Source organism: Actinomycetospora lutea, assembly GCF_028737205.1.
GTDB classification, from domain to species: domain Bacteria; phylum Actinomycetota; class Actinomycetes; order Mycobacteriales; family Pseudonocardiaceae; genus Actinomycetospora; species Actinomycetospora lutea.
Genome location: NZ_JAQZAL010000010.1, coordinates 79,693 through 101,253, shown reverse-complemented (window position 1 = coordinate 101,253; position 21,561 = coordinate 79,693). Strand labels below are relative to the sequence as shown.

Sequence of the window (21,561 nt, the reverse complement as noted above, 5' to 3'; positions counted from 1 at the left end):
GCCGCGACCTGCTTTCAACCCGGCTCGGCGCGGGCCGGGTCGAGCACGTAGTACGACTCCCAGATCGACCGCAGCACGGCCTCGGGCGTCGCCTCGACGACCTCGTCGAGATGGACGCGGCCCGAGAGCGCGAGCAGCATCCCGTCGAGGACCAGCTCGGTGTACGCGGCGGGCAGGTCCCGCAGCGACCCGTCGTCCGGGATGTCCACCCCCCGCAGCCGGGCGAGCCGGTCGACCACCAGCGCCAGGTCGATCGCCCCGCGCACGCTGCTGCCCTGGCGGATCGCCTCGTGGGCGCGGGTCGCGCGGGTGAGGGCGACGGCGTCGGCGACGAGGCGCGGCGCGTCGAGGTCGGTGCGCGCCTCGACGATCGCCCGCTCGGCGTCGGCGTCCTGGTAGTCGACGGCGAGGCGGCAGAGCCGGTCGCTCACCGAGGTCGACAGGCGCGTCGTGCCGATCGTGTCGTACGGGTTCATCGTCGCGACCACGCGGAACGACGGCGTCGCGTCCACGGTGCCCACGCGCGGCACGGCGAGGCGACGCTCGGCCATCGCCGTGAGCAGCGTGTTCAGCGTGTCCTCGGGCGCGCGGTTGAACTCCTCGACGTAGAGGAAGCCGCCCCCGCGCATCGCCTCCACCAGGGGCCCGGGCACGAACGTCTCGGCCGAGTAGTCCTCGCGCAGCACCCGCGCCGGGCTGTGGTGGCCCACCAGCCGCGTCGGGGTCAGGTCGGCGTTGCCCTCGACGAACACCATGGGCACGCCCCACTCCGCGGTGATCGCGGCGAGGATCGTCGACTTCGACGTCCCCGGCGGGCCCTCGAGCAGGACGTCGCGCCCGGCCGCGACGGCGGCCAGGAGCAGGTCGAGCTCCCGCTCCCGGCCGACCATCCGCGCGGCGAGCTTCTCCCGCACGTCGGCGAGATCGTCGATCACTTGACGCTGAACCCCGCGTCGACCGGCAGCGTGACGCCGCTGACGTAGCGGCCCGCGTCGCTGACGAGGTAGAGGATCGCGTTGGAGATGTCGACGGCCTCCACCATCTCGACGGGCAGGAGGTTCGCGAGCGCGTCGCCCTTCTCCGGGTTCTCGTTCATCCACGCCTCGAGCTGCGGGTTCACGACCATCGGCGTGTTCACGCCGGTGGGGTGCACGGTGTTGACGCGGATGTTGTGCGGGGCGAGCCAGTGCGCGAACGTCCGCATCAGCCCGACGACACCGTGCTTCGCCGCCGCGTAGCCGCTCATCGCGCCGCCGCCGTCGCCGCCGCGCCCGGACAGGCCCTGCGTCGAGCTCGTCAGCACGATGGCGCCGCCGTCGCCCTGCTCGATCATGCGCGGCGCCGCGACCCGCACCGTGTGGTAGACGCCCGTGAGGTTGATGTCGATGACGTCCTGCCAGCCGCGCTCCTCGTCGTCGGGCTCGCCGCCGACCTGGTTGGCGATGCCCGCGTTGGCCAGCACGATGTCGACCCGGCCGAGCTCGGCGACGCCCTCGTCGAACGCCGCCTGCAGGGCGCCGCGGTCGCGGACGTCGGCCTGGCGTGTGACGATCCGGCGATCGAGGTCCTCGACCCGCTTCGCGGTCTCGGCGAGGTCCGCGGGCGTGGACATCGCGTACTGCACCGTCTCGACCTGCTGGCAGAGGTCGACACCGATGATATCGGCGCCCTCCTGCGCCAGGCGCAGCGCGTGGCTGCGGCCCTGTCCGCGGGCGGCTCCGGTGATGAAGGCGACCTTCCCGTCGAGCTGTCCCATGCTCGCGGCTCCTTAGCTTTCGACAACGTCGTCCCCCTACCGTGACGCACACCACGACGATCACGCCACGGCCGGACGGCCGATCTTGTTGCTCGCCGCGGACCGTCGCTGGCGGGCGCGGGGTGCGTACGGCAGCGTGCTCACCGTGATCGGGCGCCTGGTGGCGGTGGTGCTGCTCGCGGTCGTCGGCGTCTACGCCGTGGTCCTCGAGGGGCCGCCCGAGCCCGTGCCCGCGTCGGCGCCGCCGGCGGAGTTCAGCGCCGACCGGGCCTTCGGCGTCGTCGACACCCTGGCGCGCGAGCCGCGGCCGATCGGCAGCCCGGCCTCCGACGCGGCCCGCGACGCGCTGGTCGGGCGGCTGGCCGCCGAGGGCCTGGCCCCGCGGGTCGAGGCGACGGCGTCGATCGCCGCCGAGGAGGGGCAGGCGCGGGCGGCGCGCGTCGAGAACGTCGTCGCCACCCTGCCGGGCACCGACCCCACGGGCGCGGTCGTGCTCATGGCGCACTACGACTCGGTGACCGCCGGTCCGGGCGCCGCCGACGACGTGTCCGGCGTCGCGACGATCCTCGAGACCGTCCGGGCCCTGCGGGCCGGCCCGCCGCTGCGCAACGACGTCACGGTCGTGCTGACCGACGGCGAGGAGGCCGGCCTGCTCGGGGCGCGGGCCTGGGTCCGGGACGCCCTGCAGGGCGGCACGCAGCGCAGCGGAGCTGCCGCGCCGGAGGCCGGAGACAGCGACCGTCCGACCGTCGTCCTCAACTGGGAGGCGCGGGGCGTCTCGGGACCGTCGATGCTGTTCCAGACCTCGCCGGGCAACGCCGGGCTCGTCGACGCCTGGGCCCGGTCCGTCCCCCACCCGCGGGGCGACTCGTCGCAGGTCGAGATCTACCGGTTCCTGCCCAACGACACCGACCTCACCCCCGTGCTCGACGCGGGCCGGCCGGGCATGAACTCGGCGTTCATCGACGGCGCGGAGCAGTACCACACCCCCGGGGACGTCCCGCCGAACCTCAGCCGGGCCTCGCTGCAGAACCACGGCGGCAACGCGCTCGCGCTGACCCGGACCCTGGGGTCGGAGGACCTCGCCCCGCTGGCCTCCGGCCTGCCCCCGAGCGGCGACGCGACCTACTTCACCGTCCTCGGCCGCACGGTGACCTACGACAGCGGGTGGGCCTGGCCGGTCGCCGGACTGGCGCTGCTGCTCGCGGTCGCGCTGGTGGTGGTGGCGCGGGCGCGGCGGAAGGCGACGCTCGGCGGGGTGGTCGGCGGGTTCTTCGGCTACGTGCTCGCGCTGGTGCTCGCGCTGGCGGTGGGGATCGGGTTCTGGCAGTCGCTGGTCGCGATCCGCCCGTCCTACGCCGACACCGGCCCCTTCGTCGGCCGCCCGCTCATGTACGAGATCGCCGCCGGGATCGCGGCGTTCGTCGTGATCACCCTGATGGTGAGCCTGCTGCGGCGCCGGCCCGGCGGGCTGGCGTTCGCGGCCGGGTCGCTGCTGGTGCTCGCGCTGCTGGCGGTGGGGCTCGCGGTGGTCGCGCCGGGCTCGGTGTTCATGCTGGCGTGGCCGGTGATCGGCCTCGCGCTCGGCCTGATCGTCGTCGCGCTGGCCGGGGAACGGCCGTGGCTCGCGGGGCCGTTCTTCGTGCTCGGCGCGGTGCCGGCGGTGGCGCTGCTGATCCCGTTCGCGGTCGCGTCCTACGGCGTCGCGGGGGTGTCCGACGGGCTGCCGGTCGCGCTGTTCACGCTGGTCGGGGTGCCGGTCGCCGCCGGGCTCTCGGCGCTGCCGCGGCCCGGGCAGGTGCGGGGCTACGCGCTGCCGATCCTGGCGTTCGTCTGGGTGCTGATCCTCGCCGCGGGCGGGCTGTTCCTCGACCGCCCCGACGCCCGCACGCCGCAGGGCGCGAGCCTGTCGTACGCGCTGGACGCGGACACGGGCGTCGCCCGGTGGGTCACCCCCGACACCGCGCCGGCCGACTGGACGCGGGGCTACGCGCCCGGCCCGCCGACCGCGCTCCCGGGCTTCGACGAGCCGGTGAGCACGGGGCCGGCGCCGGTCCTGCCGGCCCCGGGGCCGACCGCCGTCGCCGAGAGGACCCCGGGGGGCGTGCGCCTGCAGGTGTCGTCCCCGCGCGGCGCGCCGACGATCGCGGTGCGCTCCTCGACCCCGGCCTCGGCGGTCACGGTGGCGTACCCGGGGCGCCCGCCGGTGTCGGTGCCGCTCACGGGCGGCCCGCTGCGGCTCCAGCTCGACGACGTCCCGCGCGAGGGCGCGCTCGTGGACCTGCAGCTCGCGGGCCCGGCGAGCCTGGTCGTCGACGACCAGAGCGTGGGCCTGTTCACCGTGCCCGACTTCAGCCCCCGCCCGCCCGACCTGCGCCGGGCCCGCGGCAACGAGAGCGACCGCGTGATCGTGTCGCGTCGGGTCGACGTGCCCTGATCAGGCGCGCTCGTCCGAGACGACCTCGTACCAGCTCATGTCGCTCGGCCCGTCCTGCAGCCCCTCCATGCGCTCGCGGGTCTCGAGGAACGTCTCGTCGGAGTGCCACGCCTCCCACGCCGCGCGGGTGGTCCAGGTACCGATCACCGTGCGCTCGTGCGGGGCGTCGAGCGGGATGACGAGCTGGTTGCCGACCCAGCCCTCCTTCTCGCGGGCGGTCTCGAGGCGGTCGCGCATCGCCGCGTCCCACTCCGGCTCGCGGCCGGGCGTGAGGGTGACGTGGGTGATGACGGTCATCATGGGCGCCCGGCTACCCCGGCGGGTCCGTGCCTCACGCCTTCGGGTGCGCCTTCTCCCCGACGGCCGCGCGTGCGGCGATCTGCGTGACGCGGTTGCTGCGCGTCGCCGGGCGCTTGGCTTCGACGAGCCACACGAGCATCGCCCGCCGCGCCGACCGGGAGAAGCCGTCCCACTGCTCCCGGGAGCCGGGGTGGGCGTCGAACGCCGCGGCGAGGTCGGGCGGGACCACCAGGTCCTCGACGTCGTCGAGCTTCGTCCAGCTGCCGTCGGCCTTGGCGGCGTCGATCATCGCCCGCCCGGGTTCCGCCATGAGGCCCGCGGCCTCCAGGCGCTCGACGCGCCGCTTGTTCGACCGGGCCCAGCCGCTGCCGCGCCGGCGGGGGCTGAACCACAGCATCGACCGTTCGTCGTCGATCGAGCGGGCGGTGCTGTCGATCCAGCCGAAGCACAGCGCCTGCTCGACGGCCTCCTCGTAACTCACCGTCGGGCGCCCGGTGCGGGCCTTCCAGCTGACGAACCCAGACGCCTTCGCCGCGGTCGTGGTGCTCGGCGAGCCACGCGCGCCAGGCGTCGACGTCGTCGGGGTGGACCTGGTCGGTCACCGGTCCACCGCCGTCCGCGCCTCGAGCCGGTCGGCGATCATGCCGAACGGGATCGCGAGGGCCCAGCTGACCCGGGCCCACGTCGGCGACACGAAGGCGAGCGGGATCGACGGCAGGAACCCGGCGACGACGGCGGCCGTCCCCCAGTACTTGCCGTGACCCCAGCGCCGCGCCCACCCCTCCTTGACCAGGCCGTCCTGCTCCGCCATCCGCCACAGCGCCAGCGAGCTCAGCGCCGTGCCCATGATCGAGCCGGCGTAGATGATCGTCGCGGTGACGCTGTCCCCGTCCCCGAGCAGGGCGGTGGGGAACGGGAGCATGACGACGAAGAACAGGAACACGAGGTTGGCGACGAGCAGCCGGCGGCTCGCACCGGTCAGGGCCGTCAGGTCGTCGTGGTGGAGGATCCAGAAGCCCCCGATCACTGCGAAGCTCACCACGAGGGCGAGGAACTGGTGGCCCAGGGCGAGCAGGTCGCCGAGGACCTGCCCGTCCCGGACCTGCACGTCGGTCAGCGGCAGGATCAGGATCGTGATCGCGATGGCGAAGATGCCGTCGCTGAGCGCCGACACGCGGTCGAGGGAGGGCAGCGGCCGGCCGTCGTCACCCTCCACCGCCGCCCCCCGTCGTGCTCAGCCCTCGATCTCAGCCCTGGATCTCATAGGTCGGGGTGATGATCGCGCGCCCGATGCTGTGGAAGAAGAGGTTGAACCCGAGGAACGCCGGCGTGGCGTCGGCGCCCACCCCGAGGTCCTCGACGTCGACGGCGTGCACGACGAAGAAGTAGCGGTGCGCGCCGTGCCCGGGCGGCGGGGCGGCGCCGATGTAGCGCTTGGCGCCGGCGTCGTTGGCCAGCGTGATGGCTCCCTCGGGCAGCAAGCCCTTCTCGGGGTCGCCGGCGTCGGCGGGCAGGCTGGTGGTGGAGGCGAGGATGCCGGTGACCGCCCAGTGCCAGAACCCGCTGGCCGTCGGCGCGTCGGGGTCGTAGCAGGTGACGGCGTAGCTCTTCGTGCCCTCGGGTGCGCCGGACCACTCCAGCTGCGGCGTCACGTCCTCGCCCCCGGCGCCCATGATCCCGCTGACCTGCGCGTTCGGGAGCGTCTGCCCGTCGGCGACGTCGGTGCTGGTGACGGTGAACGACGCGACGTCGGGCAGGAACTCGTAGGGGTCGGGCGGCTGGTGGGACACGGTCGTGGCCTCCTTCTCGACGGCAAGCTTCCGTCGCGCCAGTACCCGTACGGTCCCGGTGGCCACGCCTCCCGGGCGTCGACTCGTCAGACGGTCGCCGGGGCGGCCGGCCTGTCCGTGGTGGTGCTCGGGGTGGGCGCGACGAGCAGCGCCACGCCCATCACCGCGAACCAGAGCAGGCTGCTCAGGGCGGCGACCAGGGGCAGCCAGAGGTGCAGGAGCGGCAGGATGCCGAGCACGCCGGCGCCCGCGACCCAGGTCGGGAGGGCCGTGGACCGGAACGCGACGAGCGAGGTCGCGAGGATCATCGCGGCCGCCCCGATCTGCGCGTAGTGGTAGCTCCAGACCGACAGCGCCAGCAGGGGCTGCGCGAGGGCGGGCAGGACGATCTCGCCGAACCGGACGACCGCCGCGGGGTAGGCCACCTCGGCCGCGAAGCCCGCGGACGTCAGGGCGAAGAAGAGCACCCCGCCGGCGAGGGCGACGTAGACGGCGCCCGACGGGCCCGCCGCCCGGCGCAGGACGTGGACGAGCACGCCCAGGAACACCAGGCCCAGGAGGACGTGCAGCAGCGGCAGCGAGCCGTTCGCCGTCACGAAGAAGGCCGCGCTCTCGTAGTAGCCGGCCGCCTCCTCGAGCGTGCGCGGCTGGTTCGGCGTGCCGACGATGTAGGCCGGGATCATGGCCACCGCGGCCAGGATCCCGCACGCTCCGCCGATCTTGGTCTCCGTGCTCGCCATGTCGCCCCCTCGGTCGGCCGTCCCGGCCGGCACATTGCAGCGGGACGGAGCAGCCGGGTGACAGACCGCGAGGACGAAGACCGCCCGTTCGTGTCAGATCGTCAGGCCACCGTCGACCGCGACCGTCGCGCCGGTCATGTAGGCGCTGTCGTCGGAGGCGAGGTACACGACCGTCTTCGCGATCTCGGCCGGCGTCGCGTGCCGGGCGAGCGGGACGAGCTCGTCGAACGCCGCGGCCGCCTCCTGCTGCTCGAGCCCGGTCGCGCGCATCTCGATGGAGTCCTGGAACGGGGTCGACGTCGGCCCGGGGTGCAGGGAGTTGACGCGGATCTTCCGCGGCGTGAGCTCCTTCGCTGCCGCCTTCATCATCCCGACCTGCGCGTGCTTCGCGGTGACGTAGCCGCTGATCCCGCCGAAGCCCATGAGCCCGACGACGCTGGAGGTGATGATGATGCTCGCGCCCTCCCCGAGGTGCGGCGAGGTGTGCTTGATCATGTGGAACGCGCCGAGGGCGTGGATCTGGAGCGTGCGGGCGAACTCGTCCGACGGGTACTCCTCGATCGGCGCGACCGCCCCGGTGTTGCCGGCGTTGCTGAAGACGACCTCGAGGTGCCCGAACCGCTCGACCGCCTCGGCGACGGCCGTCTGCACCGCCTGTTCATCGGTGACGTCGGCCTGGGTGGACGCGGCTTTGTCGTCGCCGAGCTCGGCGACCGCCCGCTTCAGCGCGTCGGCGTCGAGACCGATGAGGTGCACCTGCGCGCCCTCGTCGACCATCGCGCTCGCCGATGCCCGCCCGATCCCGCTCTCGCCACCGGTGATGATCGCGACCTTGCCGTCCAACCTGCCCATGACTCCCCCTCCGAGTCGTACGCCCGCGGAGCAGCCTTGCCGTCTCGCGAGTGACGTGGGTCACATCTCGGCTACGAGCGGGTGGTGAGGCGATTGCGGCAGTGCAGGTCCGTTGCAGCGGGTCAGGGACCGGCTCCGCAGCGTTCAACGACGCTGGGAGCGCACTCCGTTGGCGGCTACGAGGAGCTCGGTCTCGTCGGGCTCCACCGTCTGCACGGCCTCGTCGAGGTGGATGAGGAAGAGGCGCCAGGCCGCCTCGAGTGGATCGACGTCGGGGAAGAGGAGAGCGGCGTCGGGAGCCAGCGTCCGCAGGTGGTCGTCGAACGACTCCGGCGTGATGTGCAGGCGGAGAGGCACCGGGAGCGGCCGGTGATCGAACGCGATCAGGACGACGAGTCCCTGCTCGCGGTCCTCGTCCACGGCGCCCTCGGCCGCGAGGTAGCCGACGAGCTGGTCGTAGCGCCCGACGTCAGCCCGTTCCCGTGTGGTCCAGGTCTTCGTCGTCGCCGCGCTCGACGATCTCTGCCTCGATGACCTGTACAAGAGCGCCGGCTTCCGGTAGTTCCTCGGCCTCGAGGGGGATCCCGTACTTGTCGCGGAGGAAGCGCTCCATGTATAGGTGCTCGGCCTCGTCGACCACGCGAGAGAGTGCTCGGGCGTTGAGGCCCGCCCCGATGACGACCCCCACGACGGGTACCGCCTGCGCCAGCTTCCGCTGCGTCAGGCGCATGCCAAGCGCCTTGTAGACCGCGCTCACGACCCTGGTCACCTGGTTGCCGCTGAGCTGCTTCCAGGTCTGGCGACGTGCCAGCGCCTGCACGACATTGTTCAGCTCGCGGTACGCGACGATCTTGCCCGCGTCTTCGGCCAGCCCCATGTTGAGCACGCCGAGGGCGTAGATGCGCTCTGCCGGGTCGTCGATGTCGTAGCCGTAGTAGGCGGCGATGTGAGCGACGGCGCGATTGCTGGTCACGATGCTCGCCGCTGCGTCCGCCGCCATAGCGCCGACGACGGTCCCCACGCCGGGTGCGGCAGCGACGCCGCCTGAGCCGACTGCTCCGCCGGCCGCGAGGATTGTGCCGCCCGAGGCCACAAGACCGGTGCCCGCGCCCTGCGCGGCGGAGCCCGCGAGTAGGCGATGTCGAGTCGTGGCTTAGCCTTGTGCATGTCGGCAATCTCGAGCTTGCGGACGTCGGTGATCGACTCGACGGCGTGGCCGTGCTTCCTCGGCGTTCGGGACCTTCGATGCGGCGGCGCCCAACTGCTCACAAGCCTTGCTGGACGCCTTTGAGGCCTTCTCTCGCCACTTCGCAGGGACTATCTCGCGCGTGCTCGAGTTGAGCTTCTTGGCCTTCCACTCCTGAACGGTCCGCCAGTGCCGCTCGTCATCTGGCGTCATGCCGTAGGGCTCCACAGTCACGCGCTCCCCCTCCTCGAGACAGGGAATGCCTACCTTACGTCCGGCCGCCGGTATGCAGCGGCCACCCATTGAAGGGGACCTCCACCACGGCACGATCTCGTCCTGGCGAGACGGCGGCCACTCTCCTTGCCGCGGCCGACGACCTCGGAAGAGGTAGCGGTACCGGGGCGAGGGCCCGCGCGCCTACTAGGGCCTCTGGTTAAAGTGTCCGCGCAGCGACGCCAGCTGTCAGGGCGTGTCGGCCGCCCGTGGCATGCTGCTCCTCATGTCAGGGCAGGCGGGCGTCGCGATCTCTCTGTTCTCGGGCGCGGGCGGACTCGACTTGGGCGCCGAACAGGCGGGCTTCCAAGTGGCGGCGGCTGTCGAGCGCGCTCCCGATGCGGCAGCGACTTTGGAGAAGAACTTCCCGACACTTGTCAGCCCCGTCATCCGGAAGGACATTCTTGATGTACCGACGGCCGACATTCTTGCGGCGGCTGGGCTGACTGGTTCCTCGACGCCAGAGCTCCTTATTGGGGGCCCGCCTTGCACCCCGTTCTCGAAGTCCGGCTTCTGGTTGGACTGGAAGCGCGACGGACTCGATCCGACGGCAAGCCTGCTGCAGAGTTACACGAGGGTCCTGCGTGAAGCGCGCCCTCGAAGCTTCATTCTGGAGAATGTCTACGCTCTTACGTATAATAACAAGGCATCGCGACCATCGTACGAGCGACTGCGCCGCGAGATCGAGCAAGCCGGATACCACTGCCGCTACATGGTCCTCAATGCAGCAGATTACGGTGTTCCACAAGCTCGCCCGCGACTCTTCGTCGTCGGCGTACCTAAAGGTACCGACCTACCCGATCCTCTGCGGCCGACCCACGGCGGAGTCTGGGAACGTCGGACTACAGGCAGCTCTGACCGCGCGCACATCAGCGCCGGCGCCGCACTCGAGGGACTGGTCTCAGATCCGGAACCCGAGGAGGTAGTTGGAGGGCAATTCGCGCATCTCCTTCCTGGTATCCCACCGGGGAAGAACTATCTGCACTACACCGCCGAGAGAGATTATCCTGAGCCGCTATTCCGCTGGCGCAGTCGATATTGGAGCTTTCTATTAAAGCTCGATCCGGCCAAGCCCAGTCCCACCATTCAGGCTCAGCCTGGTCCAAATGTAGGGCCTTTCCACTGGGACAACCGACGGCTTCGTCTCGCAGAGGTGAAACGGCTCTTCACCTTCCCCGACGACTTTGAACTCGTCGGCTCGAGACGGAGTGCCCAGGCTCAGCTGGGTAACTCCGTCCCTCCAGAGCTCGGCCGACAAGTTGCCCTCATGGCCGCAGCCGCTATCAACTAAGCAGGTCGAGATGGCCGGCGACGCGGACGGAGCAGGGCGGAGAGTCTTTCCCGAGACTTCCCCGCAACGGCGGCAGCGGATGAGCGCGCAGCGGCGGAGGGGTACTGCGCCTGAACTGAAGATTCGAGGCCTCCTCCACTCGCGTGGCTTCCGTTACCGGGTCGACCATCCGCTGCCCGGCATGCCTCGCCGACGAGCTGACCTGCTGTTCCCGAGCTCGCGAGTGGCGGTCATGATCGACGGTTGCTATTGGCACGGGTGTCCTTTGCACGGCAACATCCCACGAACCAACACCGACTACTGGGCACCGAAGATTGCCCGCAACTGCGAGCGCGACACCGACACGGACCGACGTCTCGAGGAGGTCGGTTGGCTGGTCGTGCGCATCTGGGAGCACGAGGACCCAGAGGAGGCTGCCCAACGCATCCAGTGTGCGGTGCTCGAGCGCCGGCCCACCTGAATGGTGGGCGGCACCGGCCTCAACGACTGGCCGCAGCCACTAGCGGCACTCGGCCCGCTAGCCAGGTCCTCGACGAGCGAGCGCTGAGGAGTGCCTACGTAGGCGTGCCGTCCTGTGCGGCAAGTGTGCTCGCCAAGATCCCGAGAAGGGTTAGCATCGCCCGTCTGTCTAACTGAATAGTTTGACTGACTTTTCTGTCGCTGACGCGGTTCTCGGACCCGTACGTTTGAAGCTGGAGGTAGGGCGCACCGTCGCTGACGAAGACAGAGAAACCGCAGTCAACGACTGTCGGGTGAACCCGGCCCGAGCTCTCGACGTTCTCGAAGCTGCGCACGACCGCCATCAGGACGCGGCCTCAAGCTGGAAGGCTGCCACCAACGGATTGTCGGTAACGACGTCTGACTCCATTTTTGTGGCAAGCCGAGCGGTCCAGCTCAAGTCGATGATGCCGGGCTCGAGACCGGGACGTGGGATGCTGTCGAAGGCCAGGACACGCGCCGTGCTCATCGCTTGGTCCTCGTCCCAGCGGCGGGGATTGCCAAGCGAGCTGCCGGCAATGCGAACGGTCTTCTCGAGCATTGCGTGCTGAAGCTCTGGGTTGTGCCTGAGCCTGTTCTGCGACTTCATGAGAAGTTCGGGCACGCTGGTGCCGGACTCAACTTCGGTCGTCATGACGGACACTACGGCGGTGTCGGCGGTTTGTGCCTGCTCGAGCTGCGTGATCGAGAAGATGTGCTGACGCCATGCGCCCGTGGTCGTCTTGACCTCGAGCCTGTGGCCGGAGGTCGCGAAGTCGAAGACACTGTTGGCATCGTCGACCCAAGCGCTTGCGAGCGTGAGCGGCTCGCGCGATCGAGCGATGACGAAGAGCTCGCCCCAGAGCCCGAGCTCTGCTCGTTGCGACGGTCGCTCGAGAGCAGAAAATAGCGCCCTTACCGCTCCAACGTATCCAGTGACGATCTTGGCATCCTGCCCCGAGTCGAGAGCATTGACGATCTGGACAAAGATGCCGAGCAGTACCCGCTCCTGCGCTGCGTTCTCGACATCACACGCGACGAAGCCGTATGAGCCGCTCCACGATCCATGGGCTAGGTCCTGAAAACTGATCGGAGCGGCGGGCATATAGTGGAACCTGGCGAGCTTCACTCCGTGTGTCTGCTGCGCTGGAACCAGGAGCACGATGTGGCCGTCTGAGTTGAGGCCTATTCGACAGCTGCTCGTCCCCAGCTCGGGCGAGAGGGTGAAGGCAACTGTTCCTGAACTGCTGGAGTGGGTCTGCAGCTGGCGCGCGTCCTTCAACGCTGACCGTAGCAGGGCTTCGTCGATCACTCGGATGTCTCCCAGACGATTCGTCGCTCCGAGCTTAGAGGAAGTGCCATTGCAAGCGCCGGGACGAGGGGTTCGCATTCATCAGCTCCCTCTCGCAACGGACGCACCGCGTGAAGTTGTAGAGTGATGGCGCTGTCAGAGAGGAAGGCCTGGTCGCCCTGATAGTTGCTGGTGGAGCCACGGCCCTGGAAGAGATTGTTGATGCGCGCTGGCGCCATCCGTCGCGTACCTCGGGGCTCGATGGCACGCCGATCACGCTTCTGGTAGTTATCCATGACGATCACGTCTACTGGTGGAACATCAAGCTCTTCGTCGAGGATGTTGGCGAGCAGGAACAGTACCTTGTCCAGGTCCTCGCGTTCGGTGGCCGAGCATGCCCATTGGTAGATGTAGCTCGTCAACTCTTCGTAGGTACATGACGCGATGTGATGGACTCTGTCTCCCGACCGCAGGTCGGCTGGATGACGTTGTCCTCTCTGCTTCACCGTCTCGCGAATGGCAGCGACGATCTCAGAGTTCTTTTCGCTCAAGCCGGGTTCAAAGAGCTCTGCTTGCCGAAAGACCCAGCCTTGTCGAACCACCGAGCTGACGGTTGGCAGCGTCATGACCTGGCGGCGAGTGAGCTTGAGTTCAGGAGCCAGGAGGAACTTCCGGCGCCATTCCTTAAGTGAACTGTCGCTCGCGTCTACCTTGCGCAGCTCGGACTGCATGGTCTTCTCGTGTTCCACGTAAGCGGTGAAGGCTTGTGCGACTTCAGCAGAGAACCATCCGCGGAGCAAGTCAAGATACGGCATCTTGTAGCCGAAGAATCGACCACGCTGCTGGATGGTGTCAACGTTCCCGACGCCCTTGCCCCTGGGCATGTAGGTAACGCCCAAATTTTGTACCGTGAAGCCTCGGTCGAGCTTGTTGCCTCCAATCACGATCCAGCCCGGGTATTGTAGCCACTCCTCTTCGGGAATCTCCGCCTGCGTCGAGCTATTGACGACACGCTGCTCTATCTGGTTCAAGTAGTAGCGGGCGACCGCGAGCATGTCACTCAACCTCTGCGGCGACTCGTTGACGTCGGGCAGCTCCGGCACCGTCCGTCTCAGATCCTCGTAGGCTGCCTCGAAAACGTCCGCGACCAGGTCGTGGTACGCGACGTCGTCTCGGTCCTTGAGGACCGCCCGCCAGCCGTCAAGGATGCCCCGAACCCACCCGTCGTACTTGGTGTGCAGATCTTGGGCTGAAGCAGGGTGGACGAGCATCGTCAGCGGCCGCGGTTTGCCCCTCTCGTGGGCGAGAACGAGGGCCAACGTCCAGAAGGCGAGTGCATCGAGGAGCGATCGCGGTGGAGCGTCGGACTCAGGGTCGAGGGCGGTCTCGAGCTCTCCTGATGTGATCTCCCGTAGGTACTTCTCCCGGGACGCGCTGAAGAGTTCCTTGCTGCCGACGTAATCCCCGCCTGCCGTCAGAACCGTTACCTTGTCGGGCGCGAGCGCGTCCTCGATCGAGACCAACAGCGGCGCCTGCGGGGTGGCTGTGTACATGAGATAGGTGTGGTTGCTCAAGTTGGCGCGCAGGTGGGTAATTGCGGCATAGACGGAACTCTCTCCGTCCTTTCCAGCCTTGAGGTTGAGACTCGCTTGATCTGCCTCGTCATCGATTACCAGCGCCTTGACGGGAGCGGCGAGCCGCTCACCGAAGACGGAGTGGAGCAGGTCTGCCACCGTCTCGACACGACCAGAATGCTTCAGAACGAATATGACAGCAGTCTGTTTAAACTGGTCCGGGACATGCGGATCTGACCATGCGGACAGAAGCTGGTGGAGCTTGTCTGCGTCTGCCGCGCTCGGGTTTGTCCAGGTCCGCCACGGATTCGGACCACCGTCGCCCGACATGCGGAGATCGTTTCGAAGCCGCCGCTCTGTCTGCTGAAGGAGGTTCGTCTTGGTGCCGGCGATGACGACGAGGAGCGGGTATCCATTATCGCGGGCCAGCGCCATGACTGTAGTGAACGATAGCGTCTTCCCGCTCTGGACCTCGCCGACCACCAACTGTGCTGACGCCCGCGGGTTTTCGGTGTTCCCGGTGACCGAAGCCCGGGTCAACACTCGGAGAGACTCCTCCTGTATTCCGGGGCGGGCAGTTGGCGGAACTCCGGTTAGGAGACGGTCTGCATTGGCGCCGATGTAGAGCGGAACGTCGCTGGGCTCGTTGATCACAGAGGCGCTGACCATGTCGCGCAATTTAATTCTCCACCGTTCGATGAGCGAGAGGGCCCTGCAGGAGCTCGTTCAGGCGTGAGCGCAACATGGCGGCCTGCGGAACCCCTGCGCGCCTGACTTCGATCTCGGAGAGTCCTACGGCCAGTGCCAGCCTCATTACTGGCTCGATCTCCATGCTTGGGAAGTTGGCAAAGGAGTTCATGAAGGGCGCAGCTCTGTTGATCTGAATCGTCTCGACGCTGCCTGCCCGCTTGATCTTCAGGAGCTTCGCATCAAAGCTCTCGTCCACCAGCTCGAGTCTGATGTCGTCGCCGAAGGCAGCCGGAATGGCCAGTCCAACCGAGATCGGCGGTGTAGCGACGTGGTCCGCGGCCCGAGGCGGTGGCTGCGGAGTGGGAGCTGGCGATCCGGTGCGACCGTTCTGGGCAACGAAGCCCGCAGCCGCAGCTGCGGCTGTCGCCTGCACCGCCTTTCGGACCTCATTGACCACATCGACGTCTTGGCCGTGCTCGGACTTGCGGTAGCCGTTGGCCATCTTGAGGAGCGGAAGAGGCTCGGAGTCGAGTTCGTGGCGCAGGATCCTGAGGAACTCGTCCTCCTCGCCACCCCAGATGAGTTCGTCCTTGGAGTAAGCAACGTTGAGCTCCGAGACGTCGAGCTCACCGAAGATTCGCTGGTAGGCGAAGGAGTTGGTCCTTCCAAAGACTTCCTCCGGGCGGTAACTGCCCTCGGCGTCCTGCGCCATGCTCCCGGCCCCTACGACGACCTTGCCTCGGTAGAGAAGCGCTAGGCCGGCCTCTGATGTGGACCCCTTCTCGCGAATGCCGACCCATCCTCGAATCCGCCGCCCCGAGTCAGGGAGAAAGACGTCGATGTTCTTCGCCCAGCGGAGTTCTTGGCCGCGACGTTGATCCCATCGCGGAGATACGAGCACCTTCGGTTCGACATACTCCAGCTGCACGTTCGCGACGGTTAACTGAAGTTCGCCCGATCGCAGGAATACGCGATACATGCTTCGAAGGTAGCTGCGGATCTTCCCGAGAGTCCGGCCCGTAGGGGACGGCTGGTTCAGATGTTCAAGCAGCACGGTTGTGCCGTGCACCGGTGGGTCGCAGTAGTGTCGCTCGACACCGACTTCATCGGTCTTGGTCTCGAGAATTCTCGGGATATCGACGAGAACCCGCCTCGACTCGTTCTCGCCGTAGGTGGACGTCGTGACGCTGAACCTGCGGGCGTACCAGCAGGCAGCGCTCTTCATTCCGATTCCGAATTGGGACAGGCCCGATGAGTTGGGGGGCGGTTGTGCGGGGGTTAGCGCTCGCGCGAGCTCGGTCGCCGGGATGCCAGCGGCATTGTCCGAGACCTTGATGGAGTCGGGCCCGACCTCGATGTCGATCTGCAGTCGATAGTCGCCGTAGATGGCCCGAAGTCGGTCGCGGTTCTCGACGTAGCTCTGGATGGCGTTGTCCACGAGCTCGCCGAGCGCGTACCACGGCTTGTACTTCATGGAAGGGAAGAGGGCGAGCATGCCGACTCCCGGTCGAACTGAGACGGTCTCAGGAGCTGTGGGCGCTTGAGACAAGACGATCAGGCCTCCAGGTGTGGCTGCGAGGTCTTGCGCGATGCTCGATGTGTCCGAAGGAATGGATGCGGTGCGCGTCGACCCTCCAGTCCCGCTCCGTTGACTGTGGATCTGATCGTGCCTTACGGGTGAGCCGTGACTGTTTCGGGGTGCGACTTCAGGTGGTGCATGTGCATAATCTCCAAGCGTGTGCATGTGCGTCGGCTGGCTCAACGCTTGGCGCTGGCCAGAGGGGGAGCCACCGGTCGAAGCTGTGCCGGGAGCAGGGCGGTCAGGAGCGGTCGCAGACAACCCGGACCTCGGCCGGCCCCACAGACAGCTCGTCGCCGAGCGCGACTACGCCTGGCGTCAAGACCGTGTACTTCGCGCCGAACACGATGCCGTTGTCGGTGAGGCGGTAGGTCGCGAGGGTCTCCAGCGGTTCGGGGCCGACGCGCGCGCCGGTCCGCTGGTCGACGGTGACGACGGCACAGCGCACCGCGCGCTTGGAGAACGCGAGGCCGGCGGTGCCGAGGGTGACGCGGTCGAGCTCGTCCTCGGCGTGGGCGTCGCAGCCGGAGAGCACGACGTTGGCGCGGAAGCGTTCAAGGGGGATCGGCTCGCCGGTGCGTTCGGCGGCACGGTCTGAGAGGTCGTCGGCGGCGGCGCGGGAGAGCAGCAGCAGTGAGCCGCTGTCGGCCCAGCCGGACAGGCCGGGCACGAGGCCGTCGGTGGCGCGGTGGTGCTCGGGTGTCACGCCGACGAGCCGGCTCTCGACGCGGAGCACCTCGGAGAGCCACCCGGCGGCGTCCTCGCCCTGATCGACGGCCGGGTGCGACTTGCTGAAGATCTCCACCTGCCGGCGCGGGCCGTCGTCGAGCACGTCGAGGGTGCAGGGGCCCCGGTCGTCCGCCGACAGCGCGAGGCGGGAGCCGTCGAGGTGCGGCCGCACCGTGGCCAGGAGCGGATGCCGCCGCTGCGTCTTGAAGCGCCCGTCGGGCGCGACGACCATGAACTGTCGGTCGCCCGCGAGCCCGGTCGTCGTGACCTCGCGGCGCTCCACCGCCATCCCCGCGCAGCCCTTGATCGGGAAGACCGTCAGGGACGCCACGCGAGCGACCGCCTCGACCATGCCGTCAGCGTGTCACGTCACGTGACTCCGGGCCCGACGTCGACCCCCCTGCTCGTCGGCTGACGGGATGCGCGTCCGACCTCATTCGTCGAGATCCCGCACGAGGCCTGAGGCACGTCAGAACCCCTCGAGCCCATCGAGCGGCCGGCCGCGCCACACGTGGTCCTCGTCGAGTCCGCGGAGGAACACCTCGGCCAGCTCGCACCAACGACGGGCCGGGACGGCGGTCGCGTCCTCGAGCTCGGAGCAGGCGGCGGGCAGGTCCCACTCGTCATCGCAGAGTTGCGGGACGAACTGCCCGCTCGACGAGCTCCAGCGGGCGATGCGGCTCGACCGGCGGCCAGAGCTACGCCGCAGGACGTCGTCGAGTCGCGGGGTGCGACGTATGGCGGGGTAGCGCGCGGCCCACGGCCACGGCTCGAGCGCGCGCACCAGCGCGGTGTCGAGCGCCGCCGCGGTGCCGATCGCGTGAACACCGGCCACGAGACACCCGACGGCGAGGCCCTCGCCGATCTCGGTGGCTTGCCGGGTCCTCGTCAGGCCTGCGGGCACCGCGTCATGATCCCCCGCGAGGGGGCGACGTCAGGCCGGCACCTGGTCGGCCGCCACCGCGCGCACGGCGCCGTCGACGAGCACGAGGTGGTCGTGCCCGGGCTCGCGGACGAGGATCGCCTCCTCGATCTGCGCGAGCAGCGACTGCAGCGAGGCCGCCTCGGCCTCGTCGAGCGCGTCCGGGTCGTCGTCGAGCGTCGGTCGGGCGCTGGGGGCGACGCCCTCGTCGTCGGAGACGTGCCGCGCGAGCCGCTGCGGGCAGACGTGCAGGCGCACGGCCGGGTCGACGGGCTCGCCGTCGAGGTCGGTGAGGTCCACGCCGTCGGCGGGGGTCCCGTCGAGGTGGGCGCGGAAGCCGAGGGCGGAGAGGAAGCGGTCGTAGCGTTCCTGGTCGTTCATCGCGTACCTCCGTGGTCGATGCCCGATGGTGCGAGCAGCAGGGCCGGCCCTGCCAGTGCAGAGGGGTGTGACCCTGCCCAAATGGGCAGTGACCTCCCGCTCACCGGATCGGCAGTCGATCCTCCACCGGGACGAGATCGAAGGTGCGGTGGGGTTCGGCCTGGTACCAGTAGGCGACCGACGACCAGTCGTCGCTGCGCTTGTTCGCGTGCCCGTGCTCGATGCTCACGCGGATCGAGCGCTCGAAGACCACCGGGTCCTCGACGTGGAAGCGGTACAGGCTGACCGGCCCGCGCCAGTTCCTCCCGCCCGCGAGCGTGACCCCGTGGTACGGCGCCGAATAGCTCTGCGTCGGGCACCAGGCGGTGTTGACGTAGTCCTCGGTGCCCGTCCCGTGCAGCGTCGGCGGCCAGACGTCGCCGTCGATGAAGATCATGTCGTCGCCCTCGCCGTACCAGTTCCAGCGGCGAGTGCGGCGCCGGTTCTGGATGTTGAGCACGCAGCCGACGTAGTGCCCGTGGCCCTCGGCCTCGAGGATCGTGTAGTTGTCAGAACCTGTCAGGTTCGTGCCGTGGAACTGGTAGGCGGCGTTCGACGGGCCGGGCGTCACGCCCGCGGTCGGGTTCTGCCGGCGCCACTGGGCGTGGAAGCGGCCGATGGCGTCGTCGAGGGCGTCGAGCTCCTCGTGGTCGACGTAGAAGTAGACGAGCACGTCGGCGTCGTCGACCTCGCTCGTGATCTCCATCCGCGCGCCGGACCCGAACGGCATCGCGAACCAGCAGTTGAACGCCTTGCCGTCCTCCGGGCTCATCTGCAGCGGCAGCGAGACGAAGTTGGTGGTGCGGCCGTGCCCGACGCCGAAGAAGTCGCCGAGGGGCACCGCGACGCTGGGGTGCTCCTCGCCGTCCCACCAGGCGCGCAGCACGAGCCGTCGGAGCAGGTCGTCGGCCTTCCCGAGGGGGTTCCGCAGGCTGCGCGACGTGGCCACGGTGACCCAGATGTGGGTGACGACGCCGGCGCCCGCGACGTCGAGCAGCGTCGCGGTCTCGCCGGGGCGCAGGGTCGCGCGGTCGTCGTTGCCGCCCGTGCGGTCCCAGCTCGACGACCGGCGCCGGCGGGTGCGCCGCAGACGGGGCAGGTCGCGCAGGCTCGATCCGTGGGGGCCGTAGTCGGCGGTCATGGTTCCAGCGTGCTGCAGATCGAGTCAGGGCGGCACGGCGTCATCGACGGTCGGCCGCCGCCACGATCCGGTCGAGCCACTCGCGCAGGACGCCCAGCTCGGCCGGGCTCAGGGCGTCGACGTCCGGGAGCGCGGCTCGGAGGGCCGCTGCCGCCGGCACGGGTCCGGGGTCGGGCAGCGCCGGGGCGTCGGTGGTGATCGCGGCGATGACGGCCTCGCGCGCGGACTCGGCGAGCTGGGGGTCGCGCTGGTCCTCGGGGGTGGCGATGAGCGTCAGCGTCGTCCCTTCGCCGACCGCGCGGACGAGTCCGACAGCGCGCTCCTCGGGCACGCGCAGGCGCCCGGCCTCGGCGATGCGCCGGATGTGCTTGCCCAGGACGTCGACGGCGGCGGCCGCGGCCGGAGACCCGGGCGCGGTGCGCGCGTACATCAGCCGGTAGAGCGCGGGGTGGGCGAGGCCGAGGCCGACGTGCTGGTCCCAGCCTGCGCGCAGGTCCTGCACCGGGTCGTCGCCTGGCTCGGCGGCGGTCTTGTTCGCGAGGTACGCCGCGAAGCCGTGCGCGGCGACCGCGTCGAGCAGGCCCTGCTTGTCGCCGAAGAGCCGGTAGATCGTCGGGGCCTGGACGCCGGCGGCGGCGCTCACCGCGCGCGTCGACACCGCGTCGGGGCCGTCCTGTTCGAGGAGCCGCAGGGCGGCCGCGACGATCCGCCCTCGCGGGCCGTCGTCGGTGTCCACGGGACAACGATAACGCGACGGCGTTTCCGGTGATAGCGTGCCGGTGTTATCACTGGAACGGAGTTGGTATGATCATCGTTACCGGCGCGAGCGGTCAGCTCGGCCACGCCGTCCTCGAGCGGCTGCTCGACCGCGCGCCCGCCGAACAGGTCGGGGCCAGCGTCCGCGACCCGTCGAGCGTGCGCGATCTCGCGGAGCGCGGCGTGCGGGTCCGCCGCGGCGACTACGCCGACCCCGCGAGCCTCGCCGAGGCGTTCGACGGGGCGTCACGCGTGCTGGTGGTCTCGGCGAACACGCTCGGCGAGGAGGGCCTCCGGCAGAACCGCGCCGCGATCGAGGCCGCCGTCGTGGCGGGCGCCGAGCGCGTGCTCTACACCAGCCACGCCGGCGCGCGCCCGGACTCGCCGTTCCCGCCGATGCCCCAGCACGCCGCCAACGAGGAGGTCCTGCGCGGCTGCGGGGCGCCGTACACCGCGTTGCGCCACGGCTTCTACGCCTCGACCATCCCGATGCTGCTGAGCAGCGCCTGGCACACCGGCGAGCTCCGCGTCCCCGACGCCGGGCCGTTCGCGTGGACCACGCACGGCGACCTCGCCGCCGTCGCGGCCCTCGCCCTCACCGACGACGTGCTCGACGGGATCACCCCACCGCTCACCGGGCCCGAGGCCGTGACGATGGAGCAGCTCGCCGACCTCGCGGCGGACGCGGCCGGTCGCACGATCCGCCACGTCACGGTGCCCGACGCCGAGTACCGGGCCGCGCTGGTCGAGCGCGGGGTCCCGGAGGGCGGCGCCGACATGCTGCTCGGGATGTTCGCGGCGAGCCGGCGCGGCGACTTCGCGACGGTCGACCCGACTCTGCCCCGCCTGCTCGGGCGGCCGGCGACGCCGGTGTCCGAGGTCTTTGTGGTGCCGGCTCAGGCGTAGTCGTCGTTGGTGCGGCCGGTGAGCACGGACCGGTCGTCGGGGGTCGCCGGGCCGGCTTCGTCGTCCCGGGTCTTGATCAGGAGCCAGTCGTCGCCGCCGGTGCGGATGAACGCGTAGCCGCCGACGAGCTTCTCGCCGTGCAGGACGACGGTGAGGTGGCCGGCCGCGAGGGCGTCGGCGGCGGTGCCCTCGGTGCGCTGCTCGTAGGTGCCGGTGTCCCAGACGATCACGGTGCCGGTGCCGAGGCGGCCCTCGACGTCGATGTGGTCGAGGGCGTGGTCGTCGACGCGGCGGGCGAGGCGGCGCTGCGCCGGGTCGGTCGACGGGCCCTTGGGTACGGCCCACGACACGAGGACGCCGTCGATCTCCAGCCGCACGTCGAAGTGCAGGCTCGACGCGTGGTGGCGCTGGACGACGAACCGGTTCGCCATGTCCCCATGGTGCGGGAACG

The 21,561-nt window shown here is 69.6% G+C and carries 23 protein-coding genes; 4 read left to right on the top strand and 19 right to left on the bottom strand.

Annotated elements, in window-relative coordinates; genetic code table 11:
• Positions 1-14 precede the first annotated feature (14 nt).
• Together PHK61_RS13045 and PHK61_RS13040 are read right to left on the bottom strand one after the other, a co-directional pair.
• Positions 15-935 carry an AAA family ATPase gene (locus PHK61_RS13045; RefSeq protein WP_274281412.1) on the bottom strand — a complete coding sequence of 307 codons (921 nt, stop codon included), beginning with the start codon at positions 933-935 and terminating at the stop codon, positions 15-17.
• Entirely contained in the window at positions 932-1,756 is an 825-nt protein-coding gene (locus PHK61_RS13040; protein WP_274281411.1) for a mycofactocin-coupled SDR family oxidoreductase, read from the bottom strand. The genes PHK61_RS13045 and PHK61_RS13040 overlap by 4 nt, the downstream gene beginning before the upstream one ends.
• 136 nt (positions 1,757-1,892) lie before the next feature.
• Between PHK61_RS13040 and PHK61_RS13035 the strand changes: the two genes are divergently transcribed.
• Positions 1,893-4,193, top strand: coding sequence for a M20/M25/M40 family metallo-hydrolase (locus tag PHK61_RS13035; protein WP_274281410.1), 2,301 nt, complete (start codon positions 1,893-1,895; stop codon positions 4,191-4,193).
• Here the strand turns inward: PHK61_RS13035 and PHK61_RS13030 are convergent, their stop codons facing one another.
• The 8 genes from PHK61_RS13030 to PHK61_RS12995 form a co-directional block, all read right to left on the bottom strand.
• Positions 4,194-4,493, bottom strand: a complete 300-nt coding sequence (locus tag PHK61_RS13030) for an antibiotic biosynthesis monooxygenase family protein (protein ID WP_274281409.1) — start codon at positions 4,491-4,493, stop codon at positions 4,194-4,196.
• A gap of 31 nt (positions 4,494-4,524) precedes the next feature.
• Positions 4,525-4,974 (bottom strand): YdeI/OmpD-associated family protein, encoded by a 450-nt coding sequence (locus PHK61_RS13025; protein WP_274281408.1) that lies wholly within the window; start codon positions 4,972-4,974, stop codon positions 4,525-4,527.
• 117 nt (positions 4,975-5,091) lie between these two features.
• Positions 5,092-5,709 carry a TMEM175 family protein gene (locus PHK61_RS13020; RefSeq protein WP_274281407.1) on the bottom strand — a complete coding sequence of 206 codons (618 nt, stop codon included), beginning with the start codon at positions 5,707-5,709 and terminating at the stop codon, positions 5,092-5,094.
• Between the two features lie 31 nt (positions 5,710-5,740).
• A complete protein-coding gene (locus PHK61_RS13015) occupies positions 5,741-6,283 on the bottom strand; it encodes a YbhB/YbcL family Raf kinase inhibitor-like protein (RefSeq protein WP_274281406.1) in 543 nt (180 codons plus the stop codon).
• Between the two features lie 86 nt (positions 6,284-6,369).
• Positions 6,370-7,023, bottom strand: coding sequence for a hypothetical protein (locus PHK61_RS13010; protein ID WP_274281405.1), 654 nt, complete (start codon positions 7,021-7,023; stop codon positions 6,370-6,372).
• A gap of 93 nt (positions 7,024-7,116) precedes the next feature.
• Entirely contained in the window at positions 7,117-7,875 is a 759-nt protein-coding gene (locus PHK61_RS13005) for an SDR family NAD(P)-dependent oxidoreductase (protein WP_274281404.1), read from the bottom strand.
• A gap of 144 nt (positions 7,876-8,019) precedes the next feature.
• Positions 8,020-8,295, bottom strand: coding sequence for a hypothetical protein (locus tag PHK61_RS13000; RefSeq protein ID WP_274281403.1), 276 nt, complete (start codon positions 8,293-8,295; stop codon positions 8,020-8,022).
• Between the two features lie 49 nt (positions 8,296-8,344).
• The gene (locus tag PHK61_RS12995) at positions 8,345-8,968 is read right to left on the bottom strand and encodes an EcsC family protein (protein WP_274281402.1); all 624 of its coding nucleotides are present in this window, start codon (positions 8,966-8,968) and stop codon (positions 8,345-8,347) included.
• A 592-nt stretch (positions 8,969-9,560) separates the two neighbouring features.
• On the opposite strand from PHK61_RS12995, the gene PHK61_RS12990 reads away from it, so the two are divergent.
• Positions 9,561-10,625, top strand: a complete 1,065-nt coding sequence (locus PHK61_RS12990) for a DNA cytosine methyltransferase (protein ID WP_274281401.1) — start codon at positions 9,561-9,563, stop codon at positions 10,623-10,625.
• A 10-nt stretch (positions 10,626-10,635) separates the two neighbouring features.
• Positions 10,636-11,085, top strand: coding sequence for a very short patch repair endonuclease (locus PHK61_RS12985; RefSeq protein ID WP_274281400.1), 450 nt, complete (start codon positions 10,636-10,638; stop codon positions 11,083-11,085).
• A 342-nt stretch (positions 11,086-11,427) separates the two neighbouring features.
• Here PHK61_RS12985 and PHK61_RS12980 read toward each other — a convergent pair whose 3' ends face one another.
• The 8 genes from PHK61_RS12980 to PHK61_RS12945 form a co-directional block, all read right to left on the bottom strand.
• Positions 11,428-12,414, bottom strand: a complete 987-nt coding sequence (locus PHK61_RS12980) for a PD-(D/E)XK motif protein (RefSeq protein ID WP_274281399.1) — start codon at positions 12,412-12,414, stop codon at positions 11,428-11,430.
• Complete coding sequence (locus PHK61_RS12975) at positions 12,411-14,636, bottom strand: Z1 domain-containing protein (RefSeq protein WP_274281398.1); 2,226 nt, start codon at positions 14,634-14,636, stop codon at positions 12,411-12,413. Before PHK61_RS12975 ends, PHK61_RS12980 begins: the two co-directional genes overlap by 4 nt.
• 10 nt (positions 14,637-14,646) lie before the next feature.
• On the bottom strand, positions 14,647-16,152 hold the full coding sequence (locus tag PHK61_RS12970) for an ATP-binding protein (RefSeq protein ID WP_274281397.1): 1,506 nt from the start codon (positions 16,150-16,152) through the stop codon (positions 14,647-14,649).
• A 325-nt stretch (positions 16,153-16,477) separates the two neighbouring features.
• Positions 16,478-17,317, bottom strand: a complete 840-nt coding sequence (locus PHK61_RS12965; protein ID WP_274281396.1) for an MOSC domain-containing protein — start codon at positions 17,315-17,317, stop codon at positions 16,478-16,480.
• A gap of 117 nt (positions 17,318-17,434) precedes the next feature.
• On the bottom strand, positions 17,435-17,869 hold the full coding sequence (locus PHK61_RS12960) for a hypothetical protein (RefSeq protein WP_274281395.1): 435 nt from the start codon (positions 17,867-17,869) through the stop codon (positions 17,435-17,437).
• Between the two features lie 30 nt (positions 17,870-17,899).
• Positions 17,900-18,268, bottom strand: a complete 369-nt coding sequence (locus PHK61_RS12955; RefSeq protein WP_274281394.1) for a hypothetical protein — start codon at positions 18,266-18,268, stop codon at positions 17,900-17,902.
• 100 nt (positions 18,269-18,368) lie between these two features.
• Positions 18,369-19,448, bottom strand: a complete 1,080-nt coding sequence (locus PHK61_RS12950; RefSeq protein WP_274281393.1) for a glycoside hydrolase family 172 protein — start codon at positions 19,446-19,448, stop codon at positions 18,369-18,371.
• 40 nt (positions 19,449-19,488) lie between these two features.
• Complete coding sequence (locus tag PHK61_RS12945) at positions 19,489-20,184, bottom strand: TetR/AcrR family transcriptional regulator (RefSeq protein WP_274281392.1); 696 nt, start codon at positions 20,182-20,184, stop codon at positions 19,489-19,491.
• 68 nt (positions 20,185-20,252) lie between these two features.
• On the opposite strand from PHK61_RS12945, the gene PHK61_RS12940 reads away from it, so the two are divergent.
• Positions 20,253-21,110, top strand: coding sequence for an NmrA family NAD(P)-binding protein (locus PHK61_RS12940; protein WP_274281391.1), 858 nt, complete (start codon positions 20,253-20,255; stop codon positions 21,108-21,110).
• Here the strand turns inward: PHK61_RS12940 and PHK61_RS12935 are convergent.
• Positions 21,101-21,541, bottom strand: a complete 441-nt coding sequence (locus tag PHK61_RS12935; RefSeq protein ID WP_274281390.1) for a DNA polymerase ligase N-terminal domain-containing protein — start codon at positions 21,539-21,541, stop codon at positions 21,101-21,103. The genes PHK61_RS12940 and PHK61_RS12935 overlap by 10 nt on opposite strands.
• Between the last annotated feature and the right edge of the window lie 20 nt (positions 21,542-21,561).